Annotated in this window: 12 protein-coding genes; all 12 read right to left on the reverse strand. The window is 72.3% G+C overall.

Annotation, left to right across the window (positions count from 1 at the left end):
• Window positions 1-3 precede the first annotated feature (3 nt).
• The 12 genes from OG892_RS07505 to OG892_RS07560 all read right to left on the reverse strand — a co-directional run bounded on the left by OG892_RS07505 (window position 4) and on the right by OG892_RS07560 (window position 12343).
• On the reverse strand, window positions 4-1026 hold the full coding sequence (locus OG892_RS07505) for an ADP-ribosylglycohydrolase family protein (RefSeq protein ID WP_327336198.1): 1023 nt from the start codon (window positions 1024-1026) through the stop codon (window positions 4-6).
• Window positions 1023-1757, reverse strand: a complete 735-nt coding sequence (locus OG892_RS07510; RefSeq protein WP_371628742.1) for an NUDIX domain-containing protein — start codon at window positions 1755-1757, stop codon at window positions 1023-1025. Before OG892_RS07510 ends, OG892_RS07505 begins: the two co-directional genes overlap by 4 nt.
• Entirely contained in the window at window positions 1754-2833 is a 1080-nt protein-coding gene (locus OG892_RS07515) for an AAA family ATPase (protein WP_073739291.1), read from the reverse strand. Before OG892_RS07515 ends, OG892_RS07510 begins: the two co-directional genes overlap by 4 nt.
• Entirely contained in the window at window positions 2830-2961 is a 132-nt protein-coding gene (locus tag OG892_RS07520) for a hypothetical protein (RefSeq protein ID WP_371628743.1), read from the reverse strand. Before OG892_RS07520 ends, OG892_RS07515 begins: the two co-directional genes overlap by 4 nt.
• A gap of 127 nt (window positions 2962-3088) precedes the next feature.
• Window positions 3089-4351, reverse strand: coding sequence for a pseudouridine synthase (locus tag OG892_RS07525; RefSeq protein WP_073739290.1), 1263 nt, complete (start codon window positions 4349-4351; stop codon window positions 3089-3091).
• On the reverse strand, window positions 4351-4998 hold the full coding sequence (scpB, locus tag OG892_RS07530; protein ID WP_073739289.1) for an SMC-Scp complex subunit ScpB: 648 nt from the start codon (window positions 4996-4998) through the stop codon (window positions 4351-4353). The genes OG892_RS07525 and scpB overlap by 1 nt, the downstream gene beginning before the upstream one ends.
• Complete coding sequence (locus OG892_RS07535) at window positions 4995-6068, reverse strand: ScpA family protein (RefSeq protein WP_371628744.1); 1074 nt, start codon at window positions 6066-6068, stop codon at window positions 4995-4997. The genes scpB and OG892_RS07535 overlap by 4 nt, the downstream gene beginning before the upstream one ends.
• 78 nt (window positions 6069-6146) lie before the next feature.
• Entirely contained in the window at window positions 6147-6743 is a 597-nt protein-coding gene (locus OG892_RS07540; RefSeq protein WP_073739287.1) for a hypothetical protein, read from the reverse strand.
• Complete coding sequence (locus tag OG892_RS07545) at window positions 6740-7858, reverse strand: ParA family protein (RefSeq protein WP_073739286.1); 1119 nt, start codon at window positions 7856-7858, stop codon at window positions 6740-6742. Before OG892_RS07545 ends, OG892_RS07540 begins: the two co-directional genes overlap by 4 nt.
• A 367-nt stretch (window positions 7859-8225) precedes the next feature.
• Window positions 8226-9341 carry an alanine dehydrogenase gene (ald, locus tag OG892_RS07550; RefSeq protein ID WP_073739372.1) on the reverse strand — a complete coding sequence of 372 codons (1116 nt, stop codon included), beginning with the start codon at window positions 9339-9341 and terminating at the stop codon, window positions 8226-8228.
• A gap of 144 nt (window positions 9342-9485) precedes the next feature.
• Window positions 9486-11549, reverse strand: a complete 2064-nt coding sequence (locus tag OG892_RS07555; RefSeq protein ID WP_371628745.1) for a tetratricopeptide repeat protein — start codon at window positions 11547-11549, stop codon at window positions 9486-9488.
• A 167-nt stretch (window positions 11550-11716) separates the two neighbouring features.
• Window positions 11717-12343, reverse strand: a complete 627-nt coding sequence (locus OG892_RS07560; protein ID WP_073739284.1) for an NUDIX hydrolase — start codon at window positions 12341-12343, stop codon at window positions 11717-11719.
• Window positions 12344-12352: the final 9 nt, after the last annotated feature.

Consider the following 12352-nt stretch of genomic DNA (forward strand, 5'->3'; position numbering starts at 1 on the left):
GGCTCAGGAGTCCCAGAGCGCCCCCAGGGACAGCAGGTCGCTCCGGTACTCGATCCGCTCCGACCACTCCTTGGGCCAGGCTCCCGAGCCCAGGTGCGCCCCGGCGAGCGCGCCGGTCAGGCAGCCGAGCGAGTCCGAGTCGCCCCGGGTGCAGGCGGCGCGGCGCAGGGCGGTGACCGGTTCGCCGGGGAAGAGCAGGAAGCAGTGCAGGGCCGTGGCCAGGGCTTCCTCGGCGATCCAGCCGTCGCCGGTCGCCTCACAGGGATCGGTCTCCGGGGACGGGTCGCGCAGGGCGTCCTGGACGCGCTCCAGTGCGGTGAGGCACTCCTCCCAGCCCCGCTGGATGTAGAGCTCGGGCGAGGAGTCCCCGGCGTAGCGCCAGAGGTCCCCGAGCCAGCGGGTGAGGTAGGTCCCGCTGTTCTCGTACGCGTAGCTGCGCAGCTGCCCGATCAGTCCGACCGGCTCCGCGCCCTGCGCCAGCAGGTACACCGCGCGGGCCATCAGGTCGGAGGCGGCGAGTGCGGTGGGGTGTCCGTGGGTGAGGGCCGCCTGCAGCTGGGCGGCTCCGGCGCGCTGTTCGTCGCTGAGTCCGGGGACGAGTCCGATGGGGGCGACCCGCATGTTGGCACCGCAGCCCTTGGAGCCGGTCTGGCTGGCCTCCTGCCAGACGCGGTCGCTGTCGAGCATCCGGCAGGCGGTCATGCAGGTGCGGCCGGGGGCGCGGTTGTTGTCGGGCGAGTGGTACCAGTCGACGAACTCCTCGCGCACCGGGCGCACCAGCCGCATCGGGGTGAGCAGTCCCCGGTCCATGGCGGACCGGATGCCGCGCCCCAGGGCGAGGGTCATCTGGGTGTCGTCGCTGACGACCGCGGGCTTCGGCAGCCGCATCTGGCGCCACGGCCCGCACTTGGCGAGGATCGAGGGAACGTTGTTGAACTCGGTCGGGAAGCCCAGCGCGTCGCCGAGCGCGAGCCCGGTCAGCGCGCCGGTGGCGGCCTGTTTGGTGATGGTCCTGGTCACGATCACGTGCTTCTTCCTTCCGGTCGCAGCAGTGGGGGGTGCAGGGCGGTCGCGGCACCCGCCCGGTAGAGGGCGGCCGGTTTTCCCCGTCCGCCGGTACGGCGCGGTGACCCCTGTGCCGCCTGGACGAAGCCGGGCGTGGTGAGGACCTTGCGCCTGAAGTTGGGCCGGTCCAGCTCGACGCCCCAGACCGTCTCGTACACCTGCTGGAGCTCTCCCAGGGTGAATTCGGGCGGGCAGAACGCGGTGGCCAGGCAGGTGTATTCGAGTTTGGCGCCGATCCTGATCTGTGCGTCGGCGAGGATGCGGTCGTGGTCGAAGGCGAGCGCGCCGAGCTCTCCGGCGTCCCACCATCCGGCGCTGGCCGCGTCGCCGCCGCCGTGCGGTTCCGGCAGATCCGGTACGAGCGCGGCGTAGGCGACGGAGACCACGCGCATCCTCGGATCGCGGTCCGGGTCGCTGTACGTCGCGAGCTGTTCCAGGTGGAGGGCCGAGACGGTGTCCTCGCTCAGCCCGGTCTCCTCGGCCAGCTCCCGGCGGGCCGCGTCCTCGGCGGACTCGCGGGGCAGGACGAAGCCGCCGGGCAGCGCCCACCGGCCCTTGTACGGGTCCTCGCCCCGCTCGACGAGCAGGACGTGCAGCTGGGTGTCGCGGACCGTGAAGACGGCCAGGTCCACGGTGACGGCGAACGGTTCGAAGGCGTGCGGGTCGTAGCCCTCTGGCGCGGCGCCGCTCATCGCCGCTCCGGAAGGGGGTCGGCGAAGTGCCAGCCCCTGGCCAGCAGGGCGTCGACCGCCTCGACAGCCGTGGCCAGGCGCTGTTGGCGGCTTCCGGTGACTTCGATGAAGTTCCTTCCTGTTCGGGTGAGTTCGGCTCGGAGACGGTCGGTCATCAAGGGCCGCGGCTCCTCGCTGTGGCGCAGTCCGTCGTCCTCGAAGGCGACGCCCTCGTGGTCGGTCAGCAGCCACAGGTGAGGGGCCGGCCGGTCGGCCGCGCGCTCGACGAGCGGGTTGCGGCCACCGGCGTACCGCTCGTGCCGGACGGTGGCGGCGAAGGAGTCGGTGTCGCAGACGAGCACCGGGGATCCGGTGCGGGCGGCCGCCTCCTCCCGGGCGTTCCGGGCCTCTGCCATCAGCGGTAAGTCGTCGGTGGTGAAGGCGACGTCCTCCCGCTGGGCGCGGGGCCACCGGGCGCGCGGCGCGGCCGGCTTCTGTTCGCGGAACTCGCGCCCGTACCCGGCGACGTACCCGGTGAGCGCCCAGACACCACCGCGCCTGCGGTACTGGGCGGCCAGCGCGCGGGCCAGGGTGGTGGTGCCGGTGGACTCGGCGCCCAGGACGACGACCCGGCGGGCCAGCGCGGCCCGGACCGGCGGTTCGAGGAAGTCCCAGTAGCCCGCCGGGTCCGCGCGCACCGCGGTGCCGGAGACCGGGAAGACCGTGCGGTCCGGGTCGACGGCGACGGGTTCGGCGCCCAAGCGGCGGGCCAGCTCGTCCCCGTACGGCTCCGAGGTGAAGACGGCGTCCACGGGCTCGGGCACGGCCGCGGTGAAGAGCGCCGTGCGGGCGTCCCGGACCGCCGGGTCGCGGAGATCCGTCCGGGTGTCGTCGACGGCGCCGGCCACCGTCACGTCCGGGTGCACCTCGCGCATCCAGGCGACCCGGTCGGCGAGCGGGACGGATTCCGCCGAGGCGGCGCGGACCAGCACGGTCAGCCGCTCGCAGCGGTCCTGCGCGGTGCGGACGAGATGGTGGTGACCGGCGTGCGGCGGGTAGAACCTGCCGAGCACCAGGCCGTGCGCGAAGCGTTTCATGCCGCGTCCTCCGTGGACTCCCCCGGCCGGACGGCGCGACCGTGCCGCCGCTCGCGCAGGCCGGCCGGGGTTCCCGGGACCGTCACCAGGGGCTGCCGCAGGGGATCGAGGACGTTCGCGAGACTCACACCGCCTCCTTAATAGTCATTCTGACTATAAAGGTCGAACGCAGGTAGCAAAAGGCCCGCGGCCGGTTCCTGTCCGAAATTCGGAATCCAGGAACCGGCCGCGGGCCGTGAGCGGTGGAACGGAGGTCTACAGACCGACCTCGCGCATCAGCATGCCCACTTCGGTGTTGGTGAGCCGGCGCAGCCAGCCCGACTTCTGGTCGCCCAGCGGGATCGGGCCGAACGACGTCCGCACGAGCCGCTCGACCGGGAAGCCGGCCTCGGCCAGCATCCGGCGGACGATGTGCTTGCGGCCCTCGTGGAGGGTCACCTCGACCAGGTAGTTCTTGCCGGTGTTCTCGACGACTCGGAAGTGGTCGGCGCGGGCGTACCCGTCCTCCAGCTGGATGCCGTCCTTGAGCCGCTTGCCCAGGTCGCGCGGGAGCGGGCCCTGGATGGCGGCCAGGTAGGTCTTCTTCACGCCGTACTTGGGGTGGGTGAGACGGTGGGCCAGCTCACCGTGGTTGGTGAGCATGATGATGCCCTCGGTCTCGGTGTCCAGCCGGCCGACGTGGAAGAGCCGCGTCTCACGGTTGGTGACGTAGTCGCCGAGGCACTGGCGCCCGTCCGGGTCCTCCATGGAGGAGACGACACCGGCCGGCTTGTTCAGCGCGAAGAACAGGTGCGACTGGGTGGCGACGGTCAGACCGTCGACCTTGATCTCGTCGTGGTTCACGTCGACGCGCATGCCCTGCTCGACGACGATCTCACCGTTGACCTCGACGCGGGACTGCTCGATGAGCTCCTCGCAGGCGCGGCGTGAGCCCATGCCGGCCCTGGCGAGGATCTTCTGCAGCCGCTCGCCCTCCTGCTCGGCGCCCGGGTGGGTCTTCGGCGTCGAGATCTCGGGCTTGTTCGCGTACCGGTCGCGGTTGCGCTGCTCGATCTTGGCGTCGAGCTCGCGCGGGCGGGCGGGGGCGCCGTACGGGGCACGCCGGCCGCTGCTCTTCGAGCCGCCGGAGGCCGCCTTCGGGCCGCCCTTGGCGCCGCCGCGGGCCGCCGCGCCGCGGCCCTTGCGGGTGCCGCCGTCGCCGCCCGGCTTGTCGTTGCCCACGTCGTAGCGGCGCTCCTCCGGGCGGGGCCGGCGGGGACGCTGCTCCTGCTTGTCCTCGCGCTCGGAGCCGGAGACCCGGGGGTTCGGGTTGGTGTTCCGGCCGGTGCCGATGTTGTTCCGGCCGCCGCTGCCACCGCTCCTGGCTCCGCCGCTGCTCCTGCCGCCGCTGCTCCTGCCGCCGGCTCCGCCGCCACTCCTGCCGCCGCCGCTGCTGGCTCCGCCGCTCCTGCCGCCGGCTCCGCCGCCGCTCCTGCCGCCGCCGCTGCCGCTTCCGCTGTTCCTGCCACTGCTTCGCATCAAAATTCCGTCTTGTCGTCTGCGTGAGTATCCGGGGTGTCCGGTGCGTCCGGATCGAACGACGGCACACCCTCTAGCGTCTCAGCCTCGATCGCGTCCGCCTCCGGTAGGAAGGGCGCGAGCTCCGGGAGCTCGTCCAGGCCACGCAGGCCCATTCGCTCCAGAAAGTAGTTCGTCGTCCTGTACAGGATCGCACCTGTTTCGGGTTCCGCGCCCGCTTCCTCGACCAGGCCCCTCTGGAGCAGGGTCCGCATGACCCCGTCGCAGTTCACGCCGCGCACCGCGGAGACCCTGGAACGGCTCACCGGCTGCCGGTACGCGACGACCGCGAGGGTCTCCAGCGCCGCCTGGGTGAGACGGGCGTGCTGGCCGTCCAGGACGAAGCCCTCGACCGCCGCCGCGTACTGCGGCCGGGTGTAGAACCGCCAGCCTCCCGCGACCAGCCTCAGGTCGAAGCCGCGGCGCTGCTCGGTGTACTCGTCGGCCAGCTCCCGCAGCGCGTCCGCGACGGCCCGCCGGGGCCGCTCCAGCACCTTGGCCAGGTGCTCCTCGGTGGCGGGCTCGTCGACGACCATCAGCACGGCCTCCAACGCGGGCTTCAGGTCGAGGCCCGCGACGGCCGGTCCGGTGACGTCCTGCTCACTCATGCCTTCACGTCCTGCCGCTCGTCCCGCATGTCCGGTGCCTCCTGGTCGAACTCGTCCGTGACGACCGGCTCGGCCCCTTGCTCGCCGGCCCAGCGCACCATCAGCTCCCCCAGCGCCTCGTCCTGGTCCAGGACGACGGCCTTCTCCCGGTAGAGCTCCAGCAACGCGAGGAACCGGGCGACGACGGTGAGGGTGTCCTGGGCGTCCCCGGCCAGCTCCCGGAAGCTCATCTCCCCCGCCTCCCGGAGCCGGGCCATCACGATCCCGGCCTGCTCCCGCACGCTGACCAGCGGGGCGTGGATGTGGTCGACGTAGACCTGCGGCCGGGGCTTGGGCTGCATCGCCTTCACGGCCAGCTTCGCGAAGCCCTCGGCCCCGATGCTGATCACCACGTCGGGCAGCAGCTCCGCGTGGTGCGGCTCCAGCCCGACGGTACGGGGGAAGCGGCGGCCCTCCGATTCGAGCCGCTCGCTGAAGATCTCCGCGATGCGCTTGTACGCGCGGTACTGCAGCAGCCTCGCGAAGAGCAGGTCCCTGGCCTCCAGCAGCGCCAGGTCCCCCTCGTCCTCCACCTCCGCGGTGGGCAGCAGCCGGGCCGCCTTGAGGTCCAGGAGGGTCGCCGCGACGACGAGGAACTCGGTGGTCTGGTCCAGGTCCCAGTCCGGCCCCATGGCCCGGATGTGGACCATGAACTCGTCGGTGACCTTGGACAGGGCCACCTCGGTCACGTCCAGCTTGTGCTTGGAGATGAGCTGCAGCAGCAGGTCGAACGGCCCCTCGAAGTTCGCCAGCCGCACGGTGAACCGACCGTCGTCGGCCTCCGGGGCGGGAGCGGGGACGGGGACGGGGACGGGGACGGGGACGGCCGCAGGGTCCGGTACGGGAACGGGCGCGGGTTCGGGCTCCGGTACGGGGACAGGCATCGGATCGGGCGCAGGGACCGGATCGGGTTCAAGCACCGGATCGGCTTCAAGCACCGGATCGGGGACAGGCACCGGCACGGGCCCGCCGCCCGGCCCGCGGCCCAGTGGGCGGCGGGAGGTGCGGGCGGGCTCGTCGGGTGAGGGCATGGGGATCCAGGGTGCGGCGGGACACGGGCGGGCGGACGGCGGCCCGCCCTCCGGGGCAGGCTACCGGCGCCGGGCCCGTCAGCGGCCGCGCAGCCGCCGTACGAGGATGCTCGCGTCGCCCCGGGACTCCAGGTCGGCCAGGACGACGGCGACCGCCTCACGGACGATCCTGCCCCGGTCGATGGCGAGCCCGTGCTCGCCGCGCAGCACCAGCCGCGCGTGTTCGAGGTCCATCAGCTCCTCGGCGGAGACGTAGACCGTGATCTTCTCGTCGTGGCGCTCCCGGCCGCTGGGCCGCCGGTTCGCGCCGCGCCCGCCACCGCGTCTGCGCTGCTGCTGGACCACGGGCGCCGGAACCGGCTCCTGCGAGGACGGCGGCTGCGGACGGCGCCCGGCCTGTGCGGCCACCGCCATCCGGTCGTTCTCACCGCCGCGGCTGCGCGAATCGCCGGCGTCGGCCCTGGCCGCCGAGTGCTCCTCCTGCGCGGAGGGGGCGGCCGGGGCCTCTGAGCCTGGCGCCGGGGCGTCGGCCCCGGAGTCGTTCTCGCCGCCGGCCGGTGCGGGCACCCGGGCGGCCTCGCCGTTCGCCTTGCGCCGCCGTTCCGCGGGGGACGAGGACTGCAGCCCCATCCCCCCGGTGGTACGGAACAGTTCGTCGGCCCCCGGCAGACTCACTCGGCGTGACACCGGGCGAGCACCTCCCTGGCGAGCTGGCGATAGGCGGCGGCACCGACCGAGTTGGAGGCGTACGTGGTGATGGGCTCGCCGGCGACCGTGGTCTCCGGGAAGCGGACCGTGCGCCCGATGACCGTGTGGTACACGTGATCGTCGAAGGCCTCGACGACACGCGCGAGGACCTCGCGGCTGTGCACCGTACGGGAGTCGTACATGGTGGCGAGGATGCCGTCGAGCTCCAGTTCCGGGTTGAGCCGCTCCTGGACCTTCTCGATGGTCTCGGTGAGCAGGGCCACACCTCGCAGCGCGAAGAACTCGCATTCGAGCGGCACTATCACCTTGTGCGCGGCGGTCAGCGCGTTCACGGTGAGCAGGCCCAGCGAGGGCTGGCAGTCGATCACGATGTAGTCGTAGTCGGCCATCAGCGGCTTCAGGGCGCGCTGCAGGGTGGATTCCCGGGCCACCTCGCTGACCAGCTGGACCTCGGCGGCCGACAGGTCGATGTTGCTCGGCAGCAGGTCCATGTTGGGCACGGCGGTCTTCAGGAGGACCTCGTCGGCCGCCATGCCCCGCTCCATGAGCAGGTTGTAGACGGTGAGGTCGAGCTCCATCGGGTTCACGCCGAGACCGACCGACAGGGCTCCCTGCGGGTCGAAGTCGACGAGCAGGACCCGCCGCCCGTACTCCGCGAGCGCGGCACCCAGGTTGATGGTCGACGTGGTCTTGCCGACGCCGCCCTTCTGGTTGCACATCGCGATGATCTTGGCGGGGCCGTGATCGGTCAGCGGGCCCGGGATCGGGAAGTACGGCAGGGGCCGGCCGGTCGGGCCGACTCGCTCGCGGCGCTGCCGGGCGGCGTCGGGCGCGAGCGTGGCCGCGTACTCCGGATCGGGCTCGTACTCGGCGTCGGGGTCGTAGAAGCGCCCCTGGGGCGCCTCGTCGAAGTCGGCGAAGTGGGCGGTGTCCCGGCCACTCTCGTTGCCGGCCATGGCGTTCACGTGTAGGCCGTCCATCATCTGGGGGGCTGTCGTCATGTGCTGGTGGGTGGCGAAGGTGCGGACAGCGACGGAGCCGACAGCCTCCAGCCCGTTCGGGCCCTGGCCCCGTGCAGGCATCCCTGGTTGAACACCCCCGGGAGTAAATGTCGACTCATTCACAAGTCGTCTTACCTCCTTGGACGTGACCAGGAAACTTATCGATAGGTCAGCGTGGCACCATGCCGACGATTGGCGACTCTATGGCGTGTCACCGGTTCGCAGCAACACAATCCGCCGGACCCGGCCCGATGTGTCGGCAATCGAACACCCCGCTGTCAAGGGCGCGCAGCCCTCCGGGCGTACTTTTCGCGGGTGCACGAATCGGTTAAAGGGTTACGTTCGAGGCGAGTTGCGCGGGGTCCGACAGGGGCCCGGCATGCGTCCGGCCGGACCTTGCTCGGCAAGGTCCGGCCGGATGCGCGAGGTTGACGGGAGGGGTTGACCCTCAGCCGAGAAGCGTGCTCAGTTCGACGTGGTCGAGGCCGTGCGCCTCCGCCACCTCACGGTAAACGACCTGCCCGTCATGGGTGTTGAGCCCCTTGGCGAGTGCGGCGTCACGGCGCAGCGCCTCGGCCCAGCCCCGGTTCGCGAGCTCCACGATGTAGGGAAGCGTCGCGTTGGTGAGGGCGTACGTGGAGGTGTTCGGCACCGCGCCGGGCATGTTGGCGACGCAGTAGAAGACCGAGTCGTGAACCATGAAGGTCGGCTCGGCGTGCGTCGTCGGGTGGGAGTCCTCGAAGCAGCCACCCTGATCAATTGCAATGTCGACAAGTACACTTCCGGGCTTCATCTTGGCGACGAGCTCGTTGGTGACCAGCTTCGGGGCCTTCGCGCCGGGGATGAGTACGGCGCCGACGACGAGGTCCGCCTCGACGACGGCCTTCTCCAGCTCGAAGGCGTTGGAGACGACCGTCTGCACCTTGGTGCCGAAGATCCGGTCGGCCTCGCGGAGCTTGTTGATGTCCTTGTCGAGCAGCGTGACGTGGAAGCCGAGACCGACGGCGATCTGGGTGGCGTTCCAGCCGGAGACGCCGCCGCCGATGATGACGGCCCGCCCGGCCGCCGTACCCGGGACGCCGCCGGGCAGCACACCGCGGCCGCCGACCGAGCGCATCAGGTGGTACGCGCCGACCTGCGGGGCCAGCCGGCCCGCGACCTCGGACATCGGGGCGAGCAGCGGCAGCGCGCGGTTCGCGGTCTCGACGGTCTCGTACGCGATGGCGGTGGTGCCGGACTCCAGCAGCGCGTCCGTGCAGGCGCGGGAGGCGGCGAGGTGGAGATAGGTGAAGAGGGTCTGACCCTTGCGAAGGCGGTGGTACTCCTCCGCGACCGGCTCCTTGACCTTCAGCAGCAGGTCGGCGGTGGCCCAGACCTCGTCGGCGGTGGGCAGGATCCGCGCCCCGGCCGCGACGTACTCCTCGTCCGTGATGGACGAGCCGGCGCCGGCGCTCTCCTCGACGACGACCTGGTGGCCGTGGCGGACGAGCTCGTGCACACCGGCAGGCGTGATCGCCACGCGGAACTCGTTGTTCTTGACTTCGCGGGGGATGCCGACCTTCACGTCGATCACGGTCCTTGACTCAGAGGGGTCACCCGGGCATAGCAATACATACCCGGATAGACGCAGCATAAATGGAGACACCGCGAACACCCGCGGCAGAGCCAGTCTAATGAAGGGCTTCCCGCTGTCTAGCCTTACAAAGCATTAATTTTCCGTCGCCGGACTACGGATTTCGTAGGCTGCGCTCCCCTCACCCAGCAATCTGTCGGCTGTACCCCGGTGCAGCCCCGCGGCTGCGGGGTCACCGAGCCGGTCCAGCGTGTCGGCCAGCCGCAGCTCAAGGGCGGCCTGCAGCCGTACGTCCTTGGCCTGCCGCGCCCACTGCACGGCCTCCCGGCAGGTCTGCAGCGACTCCTGCGGACGGCCCGCGTACTCCTGGACCCGGGCGACCTCGCTGAGCGCCCGCGCCTGGGCGGGCAGGTCACCGAGCCTGCGGTAGCCGGCCGCCGCGGCGCGCCAGTTCCGCAGCGCCTCGCCGTACCGCCCGGCGTAGGTGTGGACCGTGCCCAGGCGCCCGTAGAGCCGTGCCTCGTCGGCCTTCTCCCCCGCGGTGAGCCGCTGCGCGAGCGCCCGGCCGTACCAGTCGGAGGCCCGGTGGAAGTCGCCCAGCTCCGCGTAGGCGCCGCCCACGGATTCCATCGCCCGCCCGGTGGCGTACGGGTCCTTCGCGGCCCGTCCGGCATCCAGCGCGGCCCGGTAGCGGGCCAGCGCCTCCCGGGTCCGGCCGGTCCCGGCGTCCAGGTCCGCGAGGTTGAGCAGGGCGGCGGCCCGCTCGCGCGGCAGCTCGCGCCGCTCCGCGACGGCCAGTACCAGACCGTGCAGTCCGTACAGCTCGGGCGCGGCCGCCTCCGTACCCTCGTGCACCGCCAGCGCCCGCACCAGTGCGGCCACCAACCGCCTTGCGAGCGTGTCGAGTTCGCCGTCCTGCACGGCGATCCGGGCGGAGGCGAGCAGGGCCGGGCGGCGGATCCGCAGCCATTCGGCGGCGGCCTCGGGGCCGGGGAAGCGCAGGGAGCGCGGCAGCCCGGCGAGCCTGCGCCGGGCCGGGGAGCCCTCGGGTTCGGTGACCGCGCGGCAGGACTGGAGCAGGCGCACGGTCCGCTCCAGCATCCTCGCCTGCGCGAGCTGGATCTCGGCCGGGCGGTCCCGGTCCTCCAGCAGCGCCCGCAGCAGCGGGGCAAGGCAGCCGGGCACCTCGTACAGCGGCCGGCCCGCCCCGTTGCTCCGCAGCACGCCGAGGCGCACGAAGTCGTCGAGCGTGGTCTGGGCGGCCGAGACGGAGCAGCCGGCCAGCGCGGACGCGGTGTGGGCGTCGGCGAGTCCGGCGGGGGCCAGCGAGAGCAGTCGCAGTATCCGGGCGGCGGTCGGCGGCAGCGAGTCGTGGATCAGCCGGAAGGCGCGGGCCAGCGGACGGGCGCCGGTGGACTGTTCGGCGTCGTCCGGCAGTTCCCGCAGCTGCTTGGTGACGTCGGCCACCGAGGCCGTGGGGTGCGCGGCCAGCCAGCCCCCGACCATCACGAGTGCGGCGGGCTGGCCGCCGCACTCCTCGGCCAGGGTCTCGGCGGTCCGCGGGTCGACGGTGATGCGGACCTGCCCGATGGTGCGGGCGAGCAGCTGGACCGCGGGGCCCGCCTCCAATCCGCCGATGGTGCAGGGCCGGACGCCGGGGATGCCGGTCAGCGGGCCCTGTGCGGTGGCGACGACCAGGCAGTCCGGGTTGTCCGGGAGCAGCGGGTCGACCTGTTCGGCGTCCGGCACGTCGTCGATCAGCAACAGGACCCGGCGTACGGCGAGGGCCTCGCGCACCATCTCGGACAGCTCGTCCTCGTCCGCGCCGGGCGGCCCCGCCACGTCGAGCTGGCCGAGGAGGTCCCGGGCGGCGCGCTCGGTGGGGACCGGGGCACCGCCGGGTTCGGTGAGCCGGACGCGGAGCAGGCCGTCGGGATAGTCGCCGGTGCCGAGCAGTCGCCGGGTGAGCTCGCCGGCCAGCGCGGTGCGGCCGGAGCCGGGGCGGCCGGCGATCAGCAGGACCCGGGCCCGGCCGCTCTTGCGACCGGCCATGGTGTCCAGTCCGGCCCGTTCGATGTCGGCCCGGAGTTCCTTCAACTCGCGCTCGCGCCCGAAGAATTGGGATGGCTCGACGGTGGCCGGCTCCTCGGTCCCCGCAGCCTCGGCCGGGTCGCTGGTGTCCACCGCCTGATCCGTCACGGGCCACGCTCCACTTCGCTGCACGCGTCGCCCGCCGGGACTCCGGTCAGGGCATTCCGAGCGTAGTTCAGGCGGGTGGGCGAATCCGGTGGAGCGCGGCGGACAGGTCCCCCGATCGGATCAGCGTTTTTTCCGACCGGGGGCCATTCCGGTTCCCCGACGTGCCGTCAGGCCTCGAACGGCCGGGCGGGCCAGGGCGCCTCTGCGGGCCGCAGCGATTCGACGCCGTCGCCCGCGAGCGCCGCGGCGAGCGAGAGCACTCCCACCACCAGGCAGCTGTTGTGCAGATCCCCGGCGAGCACACCGCGTACGAGGTCCTGGAGCGGCACCCGGGCCAGCTCCATGTCCGCCTCCTCCTCCGCGACCTCGAAACGCTCGCCGTCCGCCTCGGAGATGTTCCGGGCGAGGAAGATCCGTACGGCTTCGTCGCAGCCGCCGGGCGTGGTGTAGACGTCGGTCAGCACCCGCCAGTCCTCGGCCTTGACGTACGCCTCCTCGTACAGCTCGCGCTGCGCGGCGTGCAGCGGGTTCTCACCGGGGACGTCGAGCAGTCCGGCCGGGATCTCCCACAGCTTCTGGCGCACCGGGTGGCGGTACTGGCGCAGCACCAGGACGCGGCCCGCGTCGTCGAGTGCGAGCACGGCGACCGAGCCGGGGTGCACCTGGTAGTCGCGGCCGTGGACGGATCCGTCGGGCATCACCACCTGGTCGGTGCGGACGCTGGTCTTGTTGCCCCGGAACGGCGTCTCGGTCGCGGTGACCGGCCATTCCTCGGGCGTGTCCTGGAAACCCATCTACGTCCT

The sequence above is a fragment of the Streptomyces sp. NBC_00341 genome (genome assembly GCF_041435055.1).
Taxonomy (GTDB): Bacteria; Actinomycetota; Actinomycetes; order Streptomycetales; family Streptomycetaceae; genus Streptomyces.